This window comes from Kineosporia sp. NBRC 101677 (genome assembly GCF_030269265.1).
Classification (GTDB): Bacteria; Actinomycetota; Actinomycetes; order Actinomycetales; family Kineosporiaceae; genus Kineosporia; species Kineosporia rhizophila.
The window spans coordinates 560,079-580,050 of record NZ_BSTA01000003.1; the positions used below are offsets into that span (position 1 = coordinate 560,079).

The 19,972-nt window shown below is 70.4% G+C and carries 19 protein-coding genes and 1 riboswitch; of the genes, 15 read left to right on the forward strand and 4 right to left on the reverse strand.

Annotation, left to right across the window (positions count from 1 at the left end):
- The first annotated feature begins 25 nt into the window (after nucleotides 1–25).
- Nucleotides 26–916 (forward strand): 1-aminocyclopropane-1-carboxylate deaminase/D-cysteine desulfhydrase, encoded by an 891-nt coding sequence (locus QSK18_RS11435; protein WP_285618645.1) that lies wholly within the window; start codon nucleotides 26–28, stop codon nucleotides 914–916.
- Here the strand turns inward: QSK18_RS11435 and QSK18_RS11440 are convergent.
- Nucleotides 909–3,029 (reverse strand): HelD family protein, encoded by a 2,121-nt coding sequence (locus QSK18_RS11440; RefSeq protein WP_285618648.1) that lies wholly within the window; start codon nucleotides 3,027–3,029, stop codon nucleotides 909–911. The genes QSK18_RS11435 and QSK18_RS11440 overlap by 8 nt on opposite strands.
- An 85-nt stretch (nucleotides 3,030–3,114) precedes the next feature.
- Entirely contained in the window at nucleotides 3,115–4,035 is a 921-nt protein-coding gene (locus QSK18_RS11445) for a LysR family transcriptional regulator (protein ID WP_285618650.1), read from the reverse strand.
- 121 nt (nucleotides 4,036–4,156) lie between these two features.
- On the opposite strand from QSK18_RS11445, the gene QSK18_RS11450 reads away from it, so the two are divergent.
- The gene (locus QSK18_RS11450; RefSeq protein ID WP_232815077.1) at nucleotides 4,157–4,453 is read left to right on the forward strand and encodes a CBU_0592 family membrane protein; all 297 of its coding nucleotides are present in this window, start codon (nucleotides 4,157–4,159) and stop codon (nucleotides 4,451–4,453) included.
- Between the two features lie 5 nt (nucleotides 4,454–4,458).
- Here the strand turns inward: QSK18_RS11450 and QSK18_RS11455 are convergent, their stop codons facing one another.
- On the reverse strand, nucleotides 4,459–5,871 hold the full coding sequence (locus QSK18_RS11455) for an alpha/beta hydrolase (protein WP_285618653.1): 1,413 nt from the start codon (nucleotides 5,869–5,871) through the stop codon (nucleotides 4,459–4,461).
- 227 nt (nucleotides 5,872–6,098) lie between these two features.
- On the opposite strand from QSK18_RS11455, the gene QSK18_RS11460 reads away from it, so the two are divergent.
- Complete coding sequence (locus tag QSK18_RS11460; protein WP_285618655.1) at nucleotides 6,099–7,862, forward strand: hypothetical protein; 1,764 nt, start codon at nucleotides 6,099–6,101, stop codon at nucleotides 7,860–7,862.
- Between the two features lie 11 nt (nucleotides 7,863–7,873).
- Here QSK18_RS11460 and QSK18_RS11465 read toward each other — a convergent pair whose 3' ends face one another.
- Nucleotides 7,874–9,877 carry a sensor domain-containing diguanylate cyclase gene (locus QSK18_RS11465; protein ID WP_285618657.1) on the reverse strand — a complete coding sequence of 668 codons (2,004 nt, stop codon included), beginning with the start codon at nucleotides 9,875–9,877 and terminating at the stop codon, nucleotides 7,874–7,876.
- A gap of 136 nt (nucleotides 9,878–10,013) precedes the next feature.
- On the opposite strand from QSK18_RS11465, the gene QSK18_RS11470 reads away from it, so the two are divergent.
- The 12 genes from QSK18_RS11470 (at nucleotide 10,014) to QSK18_RS11525 (ending at nucleotide 19,967) form a co-directional block, all read left to right on the forward strand.
- Nucleotides 10,014–10,577, forward strand: coding sequence for a P-loop nucleotide/nucleoside kinase family protein (locus tag QSK18_RS11470; protein WP_285618660.1), 564 nt, complete (start codon nucleotides 10,014–10,016; stop codon nucleotides 10,575–10,577).
- 37 nt (nucleotides 10,578–10,614) lie between these two features.
- A complete protein-coding gene (locus QSK18_RS11475) occupies nucleotides 10,615–11,064 on the forward strand; it encodes a DUF2243 domain-containing protein (RefSeq protein WP_285618662.1) in 450 nt (149 codons plus the stop codon).
- A 2-nt stretch (nucleotides 11,065–11,066) separates the two neighbouring features.
- Nucleotides 11,067–11,900, forward strand: a complete 834-nt coding sequence (locus QSK18_RS11480; protein ID WP_285618664.1) for a cytochrome c oxidase assembly protein — start codon at nucleotides 11,067–11,069, stop codon at nucleotides 11,898–11,900.
- A gap of 281 nt (nucleotides 11,901–12,181) precedes the next feature.
- Complete coding sequence (gene urtA / locus QSK18_RS11485) at nucleotides 12,182–13,432, forward strand: urea ABC transporter substrate-binding protein (protein ID WP_408624576.1); 1,251 nt, start codon at nucleotides 12,182–12,184, stop codon at nucleotides 13,430–13,432.
- Nucleotides 13,433–13,486: 54 nt separating this feature from the next.
- A complete protein-coding gene (urtB, locus tag QSK18_RS11490) occupies nucleotides 13,487–14,371 on the forward strand; it encodes an urea ABC transporter permease subunit UrtB (protein WP_232815069.1) in 885 nt (294 codons plus the stop codon).
- The gene (gene urtC, locus QSK18_RS11495) at nucleotides 14,368–15,453 is read left to right on the forward strand and encodes an urea ABC transporter permease subunit UrtC (RefSeq protein WP_232815068.1); all 1,086 of its coding nucleotides are present in this window, start codon (nucleotides 14,368–14,370) and stop codon (nucleotides 15,451–15,453) included. The genes urtB and urtC overlap by 4 nt, the downstream gene beginning before the upstream one ends.
- Nucleotides 15,450–16,313, forward strand: a complete 864-nt coding sequence (gene urtD / locus QSK18_RS11500) for an urea ABC transporter ATP-binding protein UrtD (protein WP_232815067.1) — start codon at nucleotides 15,450–15,452, stop codon at nucleotides 16,311–16,313. The genes urtC and urtD overlap by 4 nt, the downstream gene beginning before the upstream one ends.
- A complete protein-coding gene (gene urtE / locus QSK18_RS11505; protein WP_232815066.1) occupies nucleotides 16,313–17,008 on the forward strand; it encodes an urea ABC transporter ATP-binding subunit UrtE in 696 nt (231 codons plus the stop codon). Before urtD ends, urtE begins: the two co-directional genes overlap by 1 nt.
- A 153-nt stretch (nucleotides 17,009–17,161) precedes the next feature.
- Nucleotides 17,162–17,289, forward strand: a riboswitch (cobalamin riboswitch).
- Between the two features lie 74 nt (nucleotides 17,290–17,363).
- On the forward strand, nucleotides 17,364–18,062 hold the full coding sequence (locus QSK18_RS11510) for an energy-coupling factor ABC transporter permease (RefSeq protein ID WP_232815065.1): 699 nt from the start codon (nucleotides 17,364–17,366) through the stop codon (nucleotides 18,060–18,062).
- Nucleotides 18,062–18,397, forward strand: a complete 336-nt coding sequence (locus tag QSK18_RS11515; protein WP_232815064.1) for an energy-coupling factor ABC transporter substrate-binding protein — start codon at nucleotides 18,062–18,064, stop codon at nucleotides 18,395–18,397. Before QSK18_RS11510 ends, QSK18_RS11515 begins: the two co-directional genes overlap by 1 nt.
- Nucleotides 18,394–19,140, forward strand: a complete 747-nt coding sequence (gene cbiQ / locus QSK18_RS11520) for a cobalt ECF transporter T component CbiQ (protein WP_232815063.1) — start codon at nucleotides 18,394–18,396, stop codon at nucleotides 19,138–19,140. The genes QSK18_RS11515 and cbiQ overlap by 4 nt, the downstream gene beginning before the upstream one ends.
- Entirely contained in the window at nucleotides 19,137–19,967 is an 831-nt protein-coding gene (locus QSK18_RS11525) for an energy-coupling factor ABC transporter ATP-binding protein (protein WP_232815062.1), read from the forward strand. Before cbiQ ends, QSK18_RS11525 begins: the two co-directional genes overlap by 4 nt.
- The last annotated feature ends 5 nt before the right edge of the window (nucleotides 19,968–19,972 follow it).

Below are 19,972 nucleotides of genomic sequence, written 5' to 3' on the forward strand. Positions count from 1 at the left end.
GTGAGGATCTGGCAGGCTGGCCGGTATGAGGTTCAGCCTGGGCCAGTGGCCCACTCCCCTGGAGCCCATGCCGCGCCTGGCCGCGGCCCTCGGGCTCGGGGCCGACGACCTGTGGCTCAAGCGCGACGACCTGAGCGGTCTGGGTGGCGGCGGGAACAAGGTGCGCAAGCTGGAGCACCTGATCGGCGAGGCCCTCGAACGGGGCGCGGACACGGTGATCACCAGCGGGGCCGCGCAGAGCAACCACGCCCGGCTGACGGCGGCTGCGGCGGCCCGGGCCGGGCTGAGCGCGGTGCTGGTGCTGCGCGGCCACGAACCCGAGCACTCGACCGGGAACCTCATTCTCGACGAGCTTTTCGGCGCCGAGATCGTCTGGTCCGGAGACGGCGACCTGAACGAGCGGGTGGCCGCTGAGGCCGAGCAGCGGGGTCCGCGGGCGATGGTGATCCCTTTGGGAGGTTCCAACACCATTGGCGCGCAGGGCTATGTCAGCGCCGGTGAGGAACTGCTGCAGCAGCTGCCGGACCTGGATCTGGTTGTCACGGCGGCCGGTTCGGGCGGGACGATGGCCGGTCTGGTGCAGGCGCTGGGCGCGCAGCGGGTGCTCGGGATCGATGTGGGCGCCTTGCCCGACCTCGAGACCGCGGTCCAGTCGATGCTGCCGGAGCCGGCCACCCTGCAGATTCGCGGCGACCAGATCGGTTCGGGCTATCCGTCTTTCACCCCGGCCGCGCGCGAAGCCCTGTCACTGGCGGCCCGAACCGAAGCGGTGGTGCTGGATCCGGTGTACACCGGGCGGGCGGCGGCCGGGCTGATCGCGGCCGTGACCGACGGAAGCATTCAACCCGGGCAGCGGGTGGTGTTGCTGCACAGTGGCGGCCTGCCCGGGCTTTTCGGTCATCCGGAGATCAGCTGACCACCAGCTGACCGAGCTCCTGGGTGCACCGGGTCAGCGCCACGTACAGCCCGTTCCAGCCCCGCGGTTCGGCGGCGATACCGTCGGGGTCGACCACCAGCGCAGCGTCCCACTCCAGGCCCTTTGCCTGCGGCGCACTCAAACAGGGGACGTTTTCCAAGCCTGCGGCGGCGAGCTCGCCGAGGCGGTTGGTGGGGGCTACGACACCTACGGTGCCGCCGGCCCAGCGGCCTTGCAGCTCCAGCACAGCGGTCTTGACGGCAGCGGGCAGGTTTTCGGCGTCGACAGTTTGCTGCCAGGGAGCGACGCCGGAGGAACGGACGGCGCGGGGCGGGTCGTTGTGGCTGCCCGCCTTACGCAGGATCGGCGCCGTAAGTTCCATGACCTCGCGCGGAGTCCGGTAGCAGATGGTCAGCTCGGCCGCGGTCCAGCGGTCGCCGAAGGCGCCGTGCACGGCCTGGGCCCAGGTGGTGTGCCGGTGTGAGGCCTCGGCCTGGTCGATGTCGCCGACCGCGGTGATCGAGCGGGTGGGGCACCGGCGCACCACCATCTGCCACTGCATCTCGGACAGTTCCTGGGCCTCGTCGACCACCACGTGCCCGTAGACCCAGCCGCGGTGGCGGCGCGCGCGGTCGGCCACGAACTCGCCCTCGATCTGGCTGATCTGGATCTCGCCGAGCAGATCGGCCACGGCGTCGAGCAGAGGGATGTCGCTGGAGGCCCACCCCCGGGGTTCCCCGGCGACCAGCTCGGCCTCCTGATCCGACAGAAACGCGAGCCCAGAAGCGTCTTCAAGCAGTTCTTGCAGTACCTGACCGGGATCGAGCGAGGGCCACCAGCCGGTGACCGCGGCGGCCACGAGCGGGCTGGCCGAGATCCGGTCGCGCAGATCCTCGACCTCCTCCTCCGACAGCATGCCGTCCACGTCCTGGCTGGAGGCCCGGGTGACCGGGCCGACGTCCTGCTCGGCGCCGCTCTTGTCCACTCCGGCCAGGATGTCCTCGAAACCCTCTTCCATCCCGGCCATGATCGCCTCGCGCCGTTCCACCACGGCGTCGGTCAGCAGCCGGTGCAAATGCTCGGTGAACACTGCCCGGCCAGCGTGATACGAGCGGCCCGGCGCCGAAGCCCTCAGCGCCTGGGCGATCTGGCCCGGGCTGAGCTGGTATTCCTCGCCCTCCCAACGGATCGTCAGTTCCCGCTCCGAAGGCCGCAACGACGCAACGCGCGCTTCCAAGACCGACTGCCACACCCCTCGTCCTTTGATTTCTGAGACCACCCGTGACTCCGCGCGGGTGACGGACACCCCCGGAATCAGGGTGTCGCAGGTCGCCGAGACCACGGCCGTCTCTCCCAGTGCGGGCAGCACCTGGGCGATGTAGTCGAGGAAGCGCGGCGACGGTCCGAGCACCAGCACCGCCTGTTCACTCATCTGGGCGTGGGTGAACAGCAGGTAGGCCACCCGGTGCAGCGCCACGACCGTCTTACCGGTGCCCGGGCCGCCCTGAACGATCAGCGGCCCGGCAGCGTCGGCGCGGATGATGTCGTCCTGCTCGCGCTGCAGGGTGGCGATCGCGGTGGTCATCTGCCCGGTGCGGCGCCGGTCCAGGGCGGCCAGCAGCGCGCCCTCACCGACCAGATCGGTCTGGGCGCCGCCGTGCAGCGGCTCGTCGTTCACGTCCAGAACTGTTGTGCCGGAGGTGCGTACGTGCCGGCGCCGGGCCTGGCCCTGCGGGTCGAGCGGGGTGGCGGTGTAGAACGGCCGGGCCGCCGGAGCCCGCCAGTCCAGCACCAACGGCTCGGCGTCCTCGTCGACCTCCCGCACGCCCAGCCGGCCGATGTGCCGGGCGGTGCCGTCCAGGGCGTCCAGACGTCCGAAGATCAGGCCGTCGTGGGCCCGTTCGATCTCCCGGTGGCGCTGCTGGAGGGCTCGGACCCGGACGGCCTCCGTACGGTCCTGGGCCGCGCCCGCGATCTCGGCCCTGATCTGCTGGAGGATCTCGGCCTGTCGGGCCAGGGCGGTGTCGAGGACGTGCTGTTCCTCGGCCACAGCACCGGCTGCAGCATCAGCCACAGCATCGGCGACGACATCGGAGGAGGGCTCGGAAGGCATACTCCGGAGGTACCACAGGTCGGCTGAGATTCCGCGACGATCGGCAAGGTGCGAGATATGGCTCAGTCGTGTCTCAGCCCACGTCTCACCCCACGGCCTCGCCCAGGCTGACCTCGGCGGCCGCCTCGCGCACCAGGGACGCGGCGACGTCGACCGCCTCGGGCACCCCGCGGCCCTCGTAGCGGCGCAGCACGATCCGGCGGGTGCCCAGGCCGGGCACCTCCAGCGGGCTGATGTTCGGGTAGGTGGCGTCGATCAGCGCCAGCGAGGGCACCAGGGCCATCCCCTCCCCCGCCCCGACCAGGGCGAGCGCGGTCTGGATGTCCTGGTAGGTGTGCACCGTGGGGGTGGAGATGTTCAGGGCGCGGCGGACCCGGTGGGTGGCCTCGAACCCGGCCGCCCCGGAGACCAGGCCCAGCCAGGGCAGGTGCTGGCGGGCGTGGTCGAAGGCGTCCACCTGGGCCGCGCTGGCCGGGACGACCAGGCGCCAGGGTTCGTCCAGCAGCGGGGTCTCGGTCATGTTCCGGGGCAGGCGGGGCGAGGCCTGCTGGGCGTCGAACTCCAGGGTGACCATGTCCAGGTCGCCCGAGCGGAGCATCCGCAGCAGTTCCTCCTGGTCGTCCTCGTAGACCTCGAACCGCAGCCGGGGGTGGCGGCGCTTCCACTCGGGCAGGTGCGGGGCCAGGACCACGCGCAGGAAGGTCTGGAAGATGCCGATCCGTACCGTTCCGACCGGGTCGATCTCGTCGGCCATCAGCTTGGCCCGCACCAGGTTCAGCGCCCGCTCGATCTCCTCGGCGGCCTCCACCAGGGCCTGCCCGGCCTCGGTCAGCACCACCCCGTGAGTGGTGCGCGTCACCAGCGCGCAACCGGTTTCGGACTCAAGCCGGGCCAACTGCTGGGAAACGGCCGACGGCGTGACACCCAACTCGTCGGCGGCCGCCAGCACCCCGCCCTCCCGGGCGATGGCGAGCAGGAAACGCAGGCGCCGGGGATCGATCCGCATGTTCAGAAACGCTAAACGGCCGATGCAGTGAATTGCAATTGTGCTGAAGTCCGCCGTGCCTCATAGTCATCCGCGGGGCCGGCGGTCCGGTCTCTCCCCCACGTGTGAAAGGGCTGCTGAAATGGCGGCATTGCTCGGCTGGCTGGGCACGATCGGCACGATCGGCGCCTACGTCCTCCTGAGCCGGGGGCGTTGGAGCTCCACGTCTCTGCGGTACTCCCTCCTGAACGGCCTGGGTGGTGTGGCCGGCGCGATCGGCAGCGGCCTGTACGGCGCCTGGCCCAGCGCCGCGTCCAACCTGGCCTGGGCGGCGATCGGCCTGCACGCGGTGGCCGTGGAGCTGCTCGAGCGCCGCCGCACCCGCGCGGCCGCGCAGCAGCTGAACTGCCACGCGGCCGACTTCGTACCTGCCTCCTGACTCGCCTAGCCGGCCGGTTCCAGAGCTGGGCAGTGCGTGTCCGGTGCGGGCACAACAAGGTTGATCAGGTAGTCGTCGATCGCCTGCTGCGCGCACGGGCTGCTGTTGTACGTGCCGTGGCCCCAGCCGTCGTAGGTCAGCAGCACAGCCTGCTTGCCCAGCTGCCGGGCGACGTTCGTGGCCCAGTTGTAGCCGCTGGCCGGGTCGTAGCGGGCGTTGGTGAGCAGGATGGTCGGGGCGCCGTGAATCTGCGGGACGTGCTGCGGGTTGCTGACCTTCTGCGGTGATCCCAGGCAGGTGGAGATGGCCAGCAGCGAACGCGGGTAACGCATCTGGGGCGCCAGCTCGGTAATGCGCCGCTGCAGCTTCTCGTAGGCGGCGTAGTTGCGCACCGGCAACGACCAGTCGTCGCAGAACGCCGCCATCGGGTAGGCCGAAGTAGCCTGCTGCGACTGCTTCGAAGCGGCGACTGTCGGCAGCTGGGCCAGGAACTCGGCGAACTCGGCCCAGTCCGGATCGTAGAACGCCTTCTGGGCGCGCACGGTGAGGGTGAAGGCGTTCAGCCCCGGCAGCTCCCCCGCATCCGCCCGGGCCAGCAGCCGCTCCCACAACGCCTTCACGTCCTGCCCGTGCAGGGCGCAGCTCGCGGTGCGGCCGCACCAGGCCACGAACTGCTCGAACGCCTCCTGCTCGGTGACGGCCTGGGCCTGCATGAACGCGCTGGTGCCGAGGCTGTGGTCGACCACGCTCTCCAGCACCAGGGCCCGCACCCGCCGCGGGTACTGCTCGGCGTACTGCTGCCCCAGCAACGTGCCGTAGGAGCTGCCGTGGAAGGTCAGCTTCGCCTCACCCAGTGCCTTCCGCAGCGCGTCCAGGTCGTGCACGGTGCTCAGGGTGTCCAGGTGCTCGTAGACCGGGCCGGTGTGCTCCCGGCAGTCCGCCGCCAGTTTGCGGTTGAAGCTGATCGTGGCCCGGAAGTCGGCCTTGCTGCGTATCACCGGCGACGGCTGCTGCCCGAGCAGGCTGGTGGAGCAGCGCACCGGGCTGCTGCCGCCCACCCCGCGCGGGTCGAAACTCACGATGTCGAAACGCTTCTGCAGTTCGGTGCTGAACCGGCTCATGCCGGTGACGACCCGCTCCACCCCGGAATCCCCCGGCCCACCCGGGCCGAACACCAGCGTGCCCACACGCTGCTGCGGGTCGGTGGCGCTGCGGCGGGCCACCGCCAGCGAGAACTTCTCGCCGTTGGGCTTTTTCCAGTTCACCGGTAGTTCCAGCGTGCCGCACTCGGCGTTCTTGTCCTTGACACACGGCTTCCAGTCGATCGCGTACTCCTGGCTCGTTGCGGCCGTGGCCGGGCCGGCCGCCAGCACCAGGCCGGCGGCCAGCGCGAGCGTGGTCAGACTTCGCACGATCATCAGGTGCTCCTTCGGCAGAGATCCACCCTGCGATCGTGCTGCGGCGGGCCGGGCGGGCACATCGTCGCCAGGGAGGAGTACTCAGGGAGGAGAGCGCGACAACTCCTGCGGCGAACAGGCCATTTCACCCATACTGGATGGCTCGCACTGACAACGCGTGTCTCCTACCTGACAAGGCGGCCGGTTGCCCGTACGGTCCGACCTGCCCTCCGCGAACGGAAGCCGTCTTGATCGCTGTACCGACCGCCCGCCGCACCGGCCCTGAGTCCGGCAGCGATCAGGCGCTGCCCGACGCCGTCAACGCGCTGCTCGTGACGCTGGCCCTGGTCGCGCTCGCGTTCGGGGTGCGGGCCACGTCCGGGCTGTGGGAGGCGCCCGGCGGGCGGATCATCGCCCCCAACACCGCCGACGCCTTCCACTACACCTGGTGGCTCGGGCACACGCCGCACGCGATCAGCCAGGGCGAGAGCCCGTTCTTCACCCGGGACATGAACTGGCCCACCGGGGTCAGCGCGATGAACAACACCACCCTGCTGCTGCCGGCGGTGCTGCTGTTCCCGGTCACCTGGCTGGCCGGGCCGCTGGTCACCCTGAACCTGCTGAACCTGCTGGCCGTGCCGCTGTGCTTCGCCGGCGGTTACTGGGCGCTGCGCCGGGCCCTGGGGCTGCCCGCCGGGCCGGCGGCGATCGGGGCGGTCTGCTTCGCGATCAGCCCGGCCGTCGTGAACTCGCTGGTCGGGCACATCACCATGTCGCTGGCGGCCACCCTGCCGGTGCTGATCGGGCTCAGCGTGCAGGCCTGGCGGGCCGAGCCGACCGTCTCCCGGCCCGGGGTGTGGCTCGGGCTGGTGGCGCTGCTGCAGGTCTTCACCGGTGAAGAGGTGCTCTTCCAGGCCGGGTTCGGGGCGCTGCTGGTGGCTCTGGTGGCCGCCGTGGGCCGGCCGCGCGAGACGCGGGCCGGTTTCGGGCGCCTGCTGCGCAACCTGGGGGTGGCCTTCGCGGTGTTCCTGCCGGTCGCCGCCTACCCGCTGTACCTGCAGTTCCTGGGCCCGATGAAGCATCACGGCAGCCCGTTCCTGCTCGACTACTACGCCGCCGACCTGCTCGGGTTCACCACCCAGACCAGCGGCCTGCTGCTGCATTCGGAGGCGGCCGCCGAGCAGTCGTCCAAGTTCCCCGGGGGCATCGAGGAGCACCTGGCCTTCCTGGGCTGGCCGCTGATCATCACCGGGGCGGCAGCGCTGGTGCTGGGCCGCCGCAACCTGGCCATCTGCTGCGCGGCGGTGGGGCTGCTGGTCTCGGGGGTGCTCTCGTTGGGGGCCAAGATCTGGGTCGACGGTCTGCAGACCGATGTCCGCGGGCCGTACTGGATACTGCAGAAGCTGCCGGTCACCGAGGCCTCCCTGGCCAGCCGGTTCGGCCTGCTGACGGTGCTCTTCGCCGCGGCCCTGCTGGCGCTGGCCGTGCACGAACTCCGCCGGGTCGGCTACCCCTTCGCCGCGATCACCGCCGCGGTGCTGTGCCTGCTGCCGCTGCTGCCGGCCAAGGTCACCACGGTCGACGCCCCGCAGGTGCCGGCGTACTTCACCACCGCCGCCACCCAGCTACCCAAGGGCACAAACGTCCTTTTGTTGCCATACCCGTGGGCCGGGGCCGCGCAGACCATGTACTGGCAGTCGGCCGCCGACTACCGCTTCCAGATGCCCGGCGGCTACTTCCTCGGCCCCAACGAGCGGGGCGAAGCGCGCATCAGCGGCGCCCAGCCGCTGCCCACCGGCCGGATGCTGCTCGAAGTGCAGCGCTCCGGCCAGATCCCGGCGCTCGACGAGGCCACCCGGGCCCAGGCCCAGAAGGACCTGCAGGCCTGGCAGAGCGAACTCATCGTGCTCGGCCCGGACAACAACCACGAGGCGCTCAAGCAGGTGGTGACCTACCTGCTGGGCCGACCACCCACCCAGCAGGGCGGCGTCGCCGTCTGGGACCTGCGCTGAAACAGCAACTTTCAGCCTGACAGAGAGCCGAGCACCGTGGTGTTCCGCCCGGCCCGCTTGCCCCGGTACAGGGCCGCGTCGGCGGCGTTCAGCACGTCCTGGGCATTCTGGCCGGGCTGCCACTGGGCGATCCCGATCGTGCAGGTCTGGGCCCGGGGCACCGAGGCCCGCACCCGGTCGGCCACCACCGCCGCCTCCTGCGCGGTGCAGCCGGGCAGAGCCATCGCGAACTCCTCCCCGCCCCAGCGGGCCAGCGTGTCCACCACGCGCATGTGCTGGCGGGCGGCCTCGGCGAAGTCACGCAGCAGCGCGTCGCCGGCCAGATGCCCCCGGCTGTCGTTGTAGCGCTTGAAGTGGTCCAGGTCGATCAGGGCGAACGTCAGGGGCAGCCCGTGACGCTCGGCGCGGGCGACCTCCTCGGTGGCGGCCTCGTCCCAGCGCAGCCGGTTGGGCAGGCCGGTCAGGGCGTCCTGCTTGGCCGCGGTGGCCAGCCGGACCAGCAGGTCACCCCGCTCGATCGCGATCGCCGCCTCCCCGGCCAGCGTCTGCAGCATCGGCGAGACCTGCGCGGGCAGCGAGCGCACCGGGTGGTGCCAGGCCAGGGCCAGGACGGCGATGGCCTGTTCGGCGTGGGTGTGCACGGGCTGCCAGGCCGCGGCTCCCACCCGCAGCCCTTCGACCACCCGCAGGGAGGCGTCCGAACGCGCGCCCATGTCGCCGATGAACACCAGTTCCCGCCCATGGAAGGCCTTGACCGTCAGGGAAGGCTCGCCGTTGGTCAGGCTGAAACCCACCGGGGGAACCTGGGCGCCCAGGGCTGCCGAGGAGGCCGCGGTGGAGGCCAGGTCACCCGCGCCGGTCGGCTCCAGCAGGTAGGCCATGTCCGCGCCGGTGATCTGCCGGGCCGCCACACAGATGTCGGTACGCACGTCGTCGGAGGTGTACAGCTGCCGCGACAGGCGGGCCAGGATCTCCACCTGCTCGGCCCGTTCGGCCGCCTCCTGCGCGCGGCGACGTACCTCCCCCAGCAGCACCTCGCGCTCGTCCCGGCCCAGCGCCAGGGCCATCCCGACCAGGGCCACCAGAGCCACGAACGCCTGCACGATCAGGGCCCGGGTGCCGACGTCGTCCACCGAGGTGAAGGGGCCGTGCCCGGCCAGGGTGAACACCACCGCAGCGGTCCCGGCCAGGAAGTCGTGCATGACCACGATCGTCGTGTCGAACCGCAACGCCGCCCAGACCGTCAGCGCGATCAGGGGATAGGCCACCGGCAACTGGGGCAGCAGCACGAACACCAGCAGATAGGCCGTGACCGAGACCACCACGAGGGCCGCCAGCTCGACCCGGCGCGCGCCGTCCAGCCGCATGAGGGGCAGCAGGACGGCCGGGCTGGGCTGCCCGAGGCCCACCTCCTCCTCGCCCCGGCGCGGCCGGGTGAGCAGGTATCCCACCCGCAGGCCGAGCCCGAGGATCAGCAGGATGCAGGCGGTGTTGCGGACCATCCACACCACCACGCTCACCGGCGACCACTCGCCGGTGACCATTCCCACCGCGAGCGGCCCCAGCACAGCTCCGGAAGCAGTCGCCAGTACCGTGGCCAGCAGGACTCCCGACAGTTGCTGGGTCCCGGTCAGCGGCTGGTCGCCACCGGCACCCCAGAGGCTGGGATGCCATCGGTGCAACAAGTACTGCAACACGGCGACCTGCACCACGTTGGCCACCCCGAAGCACAGGGCCAGCAGGGCCGGCGCCCCCATCCCCGCCGTGATGACGAACGTCAGCGCGCCCACCAGGGCATGGTCCAAGGACCAGGTCCCGGTGCCCCGCTGGGCAGCCAGCCACAGCGCGGCCACTCCCGCGGCCGGCCAGACCAGGCTGATGCTGGTGCCTTCCAGCACGGTCAGGCGTCCCAGGAACACGGCGAAGGCGTAGACCGCCGCGAACGCCAGGCTGCGCAGCACGGCCGCACCGGACGACGGCCCGGCGGGTGAGAACCACTGCCGCAGTGCGCTCACACCCTTCGCCCTCCTGCCGCTCACGCCCACCTGGCGCAAACGGGGTATCGGCCGGAGCCTGGCCCGATTGACCTTCGGCCCGGCTGGCCGGGCGGTTTCACCCGTGCGGCCCAGCCAACGGTACTAGCCTGTCGCAGTGTCCCGGCTGATCCTGCTCAACGGCGCTCCCGGCAGCGGGAAGTCCACCCTCGCCAAGATCTTCGCCCAGCGGCATCCGCTCACACTGGCCCTGGACATCGACACCGTACGCGGCCTGCTCGGCGCCTGGCTGGAGCAACCGCACGAGTCCGGGCTGGCCGCCCGGAAGCTGGCCCTGGCCATGGCCCGGGTGCACCTGCAAGACGGGCACGACGTGCTGGTGCCGCAGTTCCTCGGGCGCATCGACTTCGTCCTGCAGTTGGAGGCCCTGGCTCAGGAGGTCGGCTTCCCTTTCGTCGAGGTCGCCTTGATTTCGACTATGGACGATGTACTCGACCGATACTCCCGGCGCGCCAAGGCGCCCGAGACTCAGGAACACCGGGACGCGGCTGCCCTGCTGGAGCGTTCGGGCGGCACCGACGAGCTGCGCCCGATGTACGAACGGCTGCTGACGGTGGTCGCGGCCCGGCCCGCCACCCGGCAGGTGCTTACCGTCGAGGGCGAGATCGAGCAGACCTACCAGCGTCTGCTGGAAGCGATCGGGGACGTCGGGGGCAAGTGACCGGGCGGGCGCGAGGAGGTGCCCATACGGTGCGAGGGTGAGCGAACGGGAGAACCTACGACGCCGGGAGGTGCTGTCGGGGTTGCTCTTCGGCTGCGGCATCGCGGCCGCCGTGATCGACCTCTTCATCTTTCACCTCGGGCTTCAGTGGCACCACTTCTACGACCTGTCCACCCCACGGGTGGCGATCACCACCGACGGCTTCTTCCACGCCTTCTCCTGGTTCATCACCGTGTGGGGCCTGTTCCTGCTGGCCGACGTGCGCCGCCGGGGTGAGGTGCACTGGCCGCGCTGGGCCGCCGCCGTGCTCACCGGCGTGGGCTTCTTCCAGCTGCTCGACGGCGTGGTCAACCACAAGATCCTGGGTATCCACGAGATCCGTTACGGCGTGGACCTTCTGCCCTACGACGGGGCCTGGATCGGCGGCGCCGTGATCGCCCTGCTGGCCGGCCTGTTCCTGCTGTACCGCACCGCCCGGGCCGACTGACGGTGCACCACCAGAGCGAACAGATCCAGGCCGGGGCGGGCGGCTGGTACGAGATCCTGGCCATCGCCCTGCTGCTGGTGCTGGCCGTGGGCTACGCGGAAGCACTCTGGTTCTCCCGCCATCGCGGCTCCTGGCCTCTGCACCGCACCGTGCTCTGGTACGCCGGCCTGGCCTGCTGTGCCGCCACCGTGATCGGCCCGGCCGACCACACCTTCACCCGGCACATGCTCACCCACCTGCTGCTGGGCATGCTCGCCCCGCTGCTGCTGGTTCTCGCCCGGCCCATCACCCTGCTCCTGCGCGCCCTACCCCTGCGCCCCGCCCGCAGCCTGTCGCACCTCCTGCAGACCTCTCCCCTGCGCCTGCTCCTCCACCCGGTGACCGCGGCCGCCCTCAACGGCGGCGGCCTGTGGCTGCTGTACGGCACCGAGCTCTACTCCCTCATGCACCGCTCAGAACTGGTCTACGGCCTGGTGCACCTGCACGTGCTGCTGGCCGGCTACCTGTTCACCGCCGCCCTGGTGGGCCGGGACCCGAACCCTCACCGATCGTCCATTGGTGTGCGCTCGGCAGCTCTGGTCGCCTTCATGGCCGCCCACTCGATCCTGGCCAAACAGCTCTACGCTTTCCCGCCCGAGGAAGTGACGGCCGCCGACGCCCGGGCCGGGGCCCAGCTCATGTACTACGCCGGCGACGCGGTCGACGTGACGCTGATCGTGCTGCTGTTCGCTGGCTGGTACGCCGCCACCCGGCCACGGGCACCCCAGCCGCCCTCAGGCCAGCGCCTGAGCGAGCATCTGCGGCCGGCCAATGATTTCGAGCCGCCGCAAATCTGACCGCACATGTGACTGAAGACCGGCAAATATAACCGGGGGCGGCCACATCTACGGCAAATCTTCGACCCATGCGACACGAGCACGCGACCGGCGATGCATTGGCCACCATCGACCGGTCATTTCCGGAAATCTGAGAGCAACAATCCCTCCTTCCCCGTAACTTACCGGCACCATTTGGACGCTCTGGGTGAAATGGTGCGCTCGTAGGTTCCTGTCTGGATCCAGGCCCGTACTGCCCCGGTCACCAGCCAGTTCCCACGAAAGGCACGCCCTTGCCGCATATTCTGAAGTCGTCACCCCGGCGCGCGGTCACGATCGCGCTGGCCACCGCCCTCGCCCTCAGCGCCTGCGGGGCGAAGGCCGGGGAGGAGGGGGCCGGGTCCGCGGCCGCGGTGGAGAGCTGCGTCGACACCTCCGGCAGCGCGGTGAAGATCGGCTTCCTGAACTCGCTGTCGGGCACGATGGCGATCTCGGAGCAGACCGTGCGCGACTCCCTCGACCTGGCCGCGAAGGAGATCAACGCCGACGGCGGGGTGCTGGGCAAGCAGCTGCAGATCGTCGCCGAGGACGGGGCGTCCGAGCCGACCGTGTTCGCCGAGAAGGCCGAGAAGCTGATCTCGTCCGACTGTGTGGCAGCGGTTTTCGGGGGCTGGACCTCGTCTTCCCGCAAGGCGATGCTGCCGGTGTTCGAGTCGCGTGACTCGCTGCTGTTCTACCCGGTGCAGTACGAGGGGCTGGAGGCCTCGAAGAACATCTTCTACACCGGGGCCACCACCAACCAGCAGATCATCCCGGGCATGGACTACCTGAAGGAGGAGGGCAAGAAGAAGGTCTTCCTGGTCGGCTCCGACTACGTCTTCCCCCGCACCGCCAACAAGATCATCAACGCCTACGCCGGGGCCAACGACATCGAGATCGTCGGCGAGGAGTACGCACCGCTGGGGCACACCGACTTCTCCACCATCGTCAACAAACTCAGGGCCTCAGGCGCCGACGCGGTGTTCAACACCCTCAACGGCGACTCGAACGTGGCCTTCTTCAAGGAGTACCGCAACGTCGGCCTGAAGGCGGCCAGTACTCCCGTGGTCTCGGTGTCGATCGCCGAGGAGGAGGTCGGCGGGATCGGGGTGGAGAACATCGAGGGCCAGCTCACCGCCTGGAACTACTACCAGACCGTCGAGTCCGCCGAGAACGAGACGTTCGTCGAGGCGTTCAAGACCGAGTACGGCGCCGACCGCCCCACCTCCGACCCGATGGAGGCCGCCTACACCTCGCTGTACCTGTGGAAGGCGATGGTCGAGAAGGCGAAGTCGTTCGACGTGGCAGCCGTGCAGAAGGCCGCCGACGGCGTCACCTTCGAGGCGCCCGAGGGCACGGTCACGGTGAACGGCGAGAACCACCACATCGCCAAGACCGCCTACATCGGCCGGATCGACCAGGACGGCCTGATCTACCCGGTCTGGGAGTCGGACGGGGCGATCGAGCCCGACCCCTACCTGAAGGGCTACGACTGGGCCGCCGGCCTTTCCTGAGACGTGCCGCCCGGCCGGGTTTCCCCGGCCGGGCCCCTACCCGGAAAGGCAGTCATGGACGCTCTGTTCTCCCAGCTCTTCGCCGGGGTCAGCCTGGGCTCGGTGCTGCTGCTGGTCGCGCTCGGCCTGGCCCTGACCTTCGGGCAGATGGGCGTGATCAACATGGCTCACGGCGAGTTCATGATGGCCGGCGCCTACACCGCCTTCGTGGTCCAGCACGTCGTCTCGAACGCCGGGCTCTCGCTGCTGATCGCCCTGCCGCTGGGCTTCCTGGTCGGCGGTCTGCTCGGTCTGCTGCTGGAGGCAACTCTGCTGCGGCGCATGCACAGTCGTCCTTTGGACACCCTGCTGGTCACGTTCGGCGTGGCGCTGGTGCTGCAGCAACTGGCCCGCGACGTGTTCGGCGCGCCCAACGTGGACGTTCGCGCGCCCTCCTGGCTGCAGGGCGCGGTCTCGGTGTTCGGTACCGACCTGCCCAAGACCCGCCTGTTCATCCTGGTGCTGGCCGTGGTCTCGGTGGCCCTGCTCGCCCTGGCGCTGCGGATGACCCCGCTGGGCCGGCGGATCCGGGCCACGGTGCAGAACCGCGACCTGGCCGAGGCCTCCGGAGTGAACACCGGTTCGGCCGACCGCATCACGTTCTTCCTGGGTTCGGGGCTGGCCGGGATCGCCGGGGTTGCACTGTCGCTGCTCGGCTCGATCGGCCCGACGCTGGGCACGAACTACATTGTGGACGCCTTCCTTGTGGTCGTCGTGGGTGGTATAGGCCAGCTCAAAGGCGCCGTCATCGCGGCCTTCTCGTTGGGCGTGGTGCAGGCGACCTTCGAGTACTCCACCACCGCCAGCCTGGCCAAGGTGCTGCTGCTGGTCGCGATCATCGCCTTCCTGCAGGTCCGCCCCCAGGGTCTGGTGGCGCTGCGTACGAGGAGCCTGGCATGAGCCCTACCATCAGCCCGGCGCTGAGGACCTGGGGCGGTTTCGCCCTGGCCGCGGTCGCCCTGTTCGTGCTCGCTCCGGCCACATTGTCGGACTTCCGGCTCAATCTGCTGGCGAAGTTCCTCTGTCTGGCCATGGTTGCGGTCGGTATCGGCTTCGCCTGGGGCCGAGGCGGCATGCTGGTGCTGGGCCAGGGCGTGTTCTTCGGGCTGGGCGGCTATCTCATGGCCATGCACATGAAACTCGCCGACGCCGGGCCGGACGGGGTGCCCGACTTCATGCTGCTGTACGGCGACGGGGTGCTGCCGGGCTGGTGGGAGCCGATGCGCAGCCCGGTGGTCACGCTGCTGGCCATCCTGGTCCTGCCCGCCGGGCTGGCCCTGGTGCTGGGCTACGCCGTGTTCGCCCGGCGGGTGCGCGGGGCCTACTTCGCCATCCTCTCCCAGGCCCTGGCCGCGGCCTTCGCGCTGCTGCTGATCGGCCAGCAGACGGTCACCGGAGGAACCAACGGGCTCAACGGTTTCCGCTCGTTCTTCGGCTACGACCTGGCCGACCCGCTGAACAAGCAGACGCTGTACTACATCTGCGCCGGGGTGCTGCTGGCCATGGTCGCCGCGGTGCGGTTGCTGATGAACTCCCGCTACGGCGAACTGCTGGTGGCGGTGCGCGACCAGGAGAACCGGGTGCGTTTCCTGGGCTACGACCCGGCCCTGGTCAAGGCCGGGGCCTACGCCCTGGCCGCCGGTTTCGCAGCCGTCGGCGGCGCGCTGTTCACTCCCGTGGTGGGCATCATCTCCCCCGCCGACGTGGGCGTGGTGCCCTCCATCTCACTGCTGATCGGTGTGGCCATCGGTGGGCGCGCCACCCTGCTGGGCCCGGTGCTCGGCTCGATCGCCGTCTCCTGGGCCGAGACCAGCCTGTCCGAGCGCTTCCCGTCGATCTGGACGTACTTCCTGGGCGCCCTCTTCATCGTCGTGGTCGCCTTCCTGCCCAACGGCCTGGCCTCACTGTCCCTGCCAAAACGCCGCAAGGAGCAGACCGGTTCCTTGATTCCTGCTACGGAAGTGCCGGTAGGTGAGCGATGAGCGAAAACCCGCCTGAGACGTCCGAAAGCGTGCACGTCGATGTCGAAGCCCTCGACAACGTCCTGGCCGCACCGGCAGAAGACTTCAAGCGCGACTACCTCGAGATCCGCGGCCTGCGGGTGGTGTTCGACGGATTCGTCGCCGTGGACGGGGTCGACCTCACCGTCACCAGCGGCGACCTGCGCTTCCTGATCGGCCCGAACGGCGCGGGCAAGACCACGATGGTGGACGCCGTCACCGGGCTTGCGCCGGCAACCGGCTCGGTCCGCTTCGGTGGGGTCGAGCTGCTGGGCAAGAGCTCGCACCGGATCGCCCGGGCCGGGGTGGGGCGCACGTTCCAGACCGCCAGCGTGTTCGAGGAGCTCACCGTTCTGCAGAACCTGGACATCGCCGCCGGATCCGGGCGCGGCCTGAAAACACTGCTGCGTAAGCGTTCAGCGGTGCCGGCCGAGGTCGAGGCCGCCTTGGAGACGATCGGCCTGACCCGGGTGGCCCAGGTGCCGGCCGGGGTGCTGGCACACGGGCAGAAGCAGTGGCTGGAGATCGGCATGCTGCTGGTGCAGAACGCGCACGTGCTGCTGCTGGACGAGCCGGTGGCCGGGATGAGCCAGGCCGAGCGGGAAGAGACCGGCCTGCTGCTGCAGCGCATCGGTCAGCAGCGCACGGTGATCGTGGTGGAGCACGACATGGAGTTCATGCGCACCTACGCCTCGTCGGTGACGGTCATGCATCAGGGCAAGGTGCTCGCCGAGGGTTCGGTGGGCGAGGTGACCGCCGACGAGCGGGTGATCGAGGTCTACCTCGGAAGCCGCTCGCACGGGCGGGGTTCTGCAGGTTCGATGGCCGAGGAGGCGAGATAGTGCTCGAGATCGATGGGCTGAAGGTCGGTTACGGGCGGACCGACGTCGTGCACGGGGTGAGCCTGACCGTGGGGGCCGGCGAGATCGTGGCCGTCATGGGCCACAACGGTGCCGGCAAGACCACCCTGCTGAGGGCGGCGGTGGGCCTGCTGCCGGTCTCGGCCGGCTCCATCCGGCTCAACGGTGAAGACGTCACCCGGGCCAGGCCGCACCGCCGGGTCCGGCTCGGCCTGGCCTACGTGCCCCAGGGGCAGCAGTCGTTCGGCCAGCTCAGCGCCCGGGAGAACCTGCAGCTGGTGGCCGACGGCCAGGGCGCGGCCGGCGTCTCGCGGATGAACGAGGCGCTCGACCTGTTCCCGGCGCTGCGCGGTCTGCTCACCCGCCGGGCCGGGCTGCTCTCGGGCGGGCAGCGCCAGCAGCTGGCAATCGCCCGGGCCCTGATCGTCGGGCCGAAGATCATGCTGCTGGACGAACCCACCGAAGGCATCCAGCCCTCGGTGGTCGGGGAGATCGAGGACGCGATCGTGCAGCTGGCCGCCTCCGGGCTCTCGGTGCTGCTGGTCGAGCAGCACATCGGCTTCGCCCTGGAGGCCAGCGCCCGCTACTACGTGCTGGAGTCGGGGCGGGTGAGCGCCGAGGGCGCCGGCGGAGCAGCCAACGAGTCCGGCGTGCGGGCGGCCATGGCACTGGGCTGACCGCGGCACCGCACATCGGGCTCCCGGTCTGCTCAGGCGGACCGGGGGCCCGTTGTGCTGCGCCCCGATCCCGGGCAGGCATTCTGCTCAGGCCCCGAGCCATGGCATGATGCCCGAGCCAGTCACAACTACACATTCACCGCGACGGCAGTGAAGGAAGCCGGTGTGAATCCGGCGCGGTCCCGCCACTGTCACCGGGAAGCAGACCCCCATGCCGTGCCACGGCCCTCCATCGGGCCGGAAGGCCGGGGCGAGCGTCGATCCGGGAAGCCAGGAGACTTCGGCCGTCGCATCCGATCCAGGGCGAGGACCCGAGGAGATCCGATGAGACACGTCTGCCAGGGCGAGGTGCTGCATGCACATCGCTGAGGGGTACCTGCCCCCGCTCCACGCCGCCGCCTGGACGGTGGCCGCCGCCCCGTTCGTCGTGCACGGCGCCCGCTGTGTGGTCCGCGAGGTGCGCGAACGCCCGGAGTCGCGCCTGCTGCTGGGTGCGGCCGGGGCCTTCACTTTCGTCCTGTCCGCCATCAAACTCCCCTCCGTGACAGGCAGTTCCAGTCACCCCACCGGGACCGGTCTGGGGGCGGTGCTGTTCCGGCCACCGGTGATGGCCGTGCTGGGCGCCATCGTGCTGTTGTTCCAGGCTCTGCTGCTGGCTCACGGCGGATTAACGACGCTCGGGGCCAACGCGTTCTCGATGGCGATCGTTGGTCCGTGGGTCGGGTACGGGGCCTACCGGGCCTGCTCGACGCTGGGACTTTCCTTCTCCGTCGGCGTTTTCGCCGCGCTGTCGCTGTCGGACCTGTCCACCTACGTGGTCACCTCGATCCAGCTCGGTCTGGCCCACCCCGACCCCTCCGGCGGTGTTCTCGGCTCGATCGGCGAGTTCCTGGGCATCTTCGCGCTCACCCAGATCCCGCTGGCGATCGCCGAAGGACTGCTGGGCGTGCTGGTGTTCCGCCTGCTGGCCCGGATCGCCCCGGACGAACTGAGCTCGCTCGGCCTGCAGCGCGCCCTGCCGGAATCCACCGTCGCCGCCGAGGAGCGTGCCTGATGGCCACCCGCACCCCGCGCCGCTGGGCCGTCGACGTGGCCCTGCTGCTGCTCGTCTTCGCGATCTTCGCCATCCCACTGGCCCTCCGGCTGAACACCGAGGGGCAGCCCGAGGGCGAGTCGTACGCCGGCAGCGACTCCTCGGCCACCACCAAGGTCGAGGAGATCAACCCGGACTACGACGTCTGGTTCAACCCGCTGTTCGAGCCCTCCTCCGGGGAGATCGAGTCCGGCCTGTTCGCCCTGCAGGCGGCGGTCGGCGCGGGCACTCTCGGGTTCATCATCGGCCGGCTTTCCGGCAACCGCCGCAGGGCCGAGGTCTCCTCCGAATCGTGAGTGCTCCGGCCATCGACACCGCTGCCTGGGCCAGCCCCTGGCGGCAGTACTCCCCCGGCGACAAGGTGCTGCTCAGCCTGGGACTGGTGATCAGCGCCCTGGTGCTGCCGCCCTGGCCCGCCTCGGCGCTGGTCACGGCGGCAGCGCTGGGCCTGATGCTGGGGCCGGGCCGGGTGCCGGTGCACCTGCTGGTGCGGGCGGCCTCGGGCCCGGCCGCGTTCATCGTCCTGGGCACGCTGAGCATCGCGATCACCTGGCGCAGCGAGGGTTTCGGTCCCACGGTCACCTCCGAGACCCTGGCCGCAGCCGCCTCCACCCTGGCCCACGCGGTGGCCGGCACCTGCGCGGTGCTGCTGCTGGCGGCCACCACCCCGATGACCGACCTGCTGTCCTGGGCCCGGCGCCGGGGCGTGCCGGAGGCCGTGGTGGATGTGGCCGGCCTGATCTACCGCCTGCTGTTCGTCCTGCTGGAGTCGGTGAGCGCGGTGCGTGCGGCGCAGACCGCCCGGCTGGGGTACACCTCCCGCCGCGCGGCTCTGCGCTCGGCCTCCACCCTCGCCGCCGCCACCCTGACCCGCGCCTTCGAGCGGGCCCGGCGCCTGGAGTCGGGCCTGGCCGGAAGAGGTTTCGAGGGCGTGATGCGAACCGTCGGCCAGCAGCAGACGTCCTCAATCTGGTTCGTCGGTGGCACCCTGGCCGGGCTCGTGACCCTGGTGGCGGTCTCGCTCGGGGTGGCGCAGTGAACACCGAAGTGATCGGCCTGGAGTTCGCCTACACCGGTGGGCCGCCGGTGCTGGCCGGGGTGGACCTGAAAATTGCCGCGGGCTCACGCACAGCCGTGCTCGGCGCCAACGGTTCGGGCAAGAGCACCCTGCTGCGTTGCCTTTCCGGCGCGCTGAAGCCGACCGCCGGGCGGATCAGTGTGGGCGGCAGCGAACTGCGGCACTCCCGGGCGGGCCTGCGCGAGCACCGGCACCGGCTGCAGTTGATCACCCAGGATCCGGACGATCAGCTGTTCTCCGCCTCGGTGCGCGAGGACGTGTCGTTCGGGCCGGTGAACCAGGGCCTGCCCGACGCCGAGGTGCGGGCCCGCTGCGACGAGGCGCTGCACCTGCTGGCCGCCACTCACCTGGCCGACCGGCCGACCCATCAGCTGTCCTTCGGCGAGCGCAAGCGCGTGGCCATGGCCGGGGCGGTGGCCATGCGCCCGGCCGTGCTGGTGCTCGATGAGCCGACGGCCGGGCTGGACCCCGCCGCCGGTGTCGAGGCCGTCGACGCCCTGGCCCGCCTGCACGCTCAGGGCACCACGCTGATCATGGCCACCCACGACGTGGATCTGGCCCTGGCCTGGTCGGACGAGGTCGTGGTGCTGAGCGGGGGCACCGCTCAGCAGGGAACGGCGGCGCAGTTGCTCGACGACGACGAGGTGCTGGAACGAGCCCGGTTGCGGCGGCCCTGGGTGCTGGCCGTGACGTCGCGGCTGCGCAGGCTGGGGGTGTTGGGGCCGCAGACTGCTGCCCGGGACGAGGCTGGACTACTGGCCCTGCTGGAGGGTTCCGGCCCGGTGTGATCGGC

What these genes read in the sequence shown, in the direction of transcription:
- QSK18_RS11440 (WP_285618648.1), bottom strand. Translation starts at nt 3,029, where the DNA reads ATGCCTTCCGAGCCCTCCTCCGATGTCGTCGCCGATGCTGTGGCTGAT.
- QSK18_RS11515 (WP_232815064.1), top strand. Translation starts at nt 18,062, where the DNA reads ATGGCCACCCGCACCCCGCGCCGCTGGGCCGTCGACGTGGCCCTGCTG.
- QSK18_RS11450 (WP_232815077.1), top strand. Translation starts at nt 4,157, where the DNA reads ATGGCGGCATTGCTCGGCTGGCTGGGCACGATCGGCACGATCGGCGCC.
- urtD (WP_232815067.1), top strand. Translation starts at nt 15,450, where the DNA reads ATGAGCGAAAACCCGCCTGAGACGTCCGAAAGCGTGCACGTCGATGTC.
- urtC (WP_232815068.1), top strand. Translation starts at nt 14,368, where the DNA reads ATGAGCCCTACCATCAGCCCGGCGCTGAGGACCTGGGGCGGTTTCGCC.
- QSK18_RS11435 (WP_285618645.1), top strand. Translation starts at nt 26, where the DNA reads ATGAGGTTCAGCCTGGGCCAGTGGCCCACTCCCCTGGAGCCCATGCCG.
- QSK18_RS11445 (WP_285618650.1), bottom strand. Translation starts at nt 4,035, where the DNA reads ATGCGGATCGATCCCCGGCGCCTGCGTTTCCTGCTCGCCATCGCCCGG.
- urtB (WP_232815069.1), top strand. Translation starts at nt 13,487, where the DNA reads ATGGACGCTCTGTTCTCCCAGCTCTTCGCCGGGGTCAGCCTGGGCTCG.
- QSK18_RS11455 (WP_285618653.1), bottom strand. Translation starts at nt 5,871, where the DNA reads ATGATCGTGCGAAGTCTGACCACGCTCGCGCTGGCCGCCGGCCTGGTG.
- QSK18_RS11510 (WP_232815065.1), top strand. Translation starts at nt 17,364, where the DNA reads ATGCACATCGCTGAGGGGTACCTGCCCCCGCTCCACGCCGCCGCCTGG.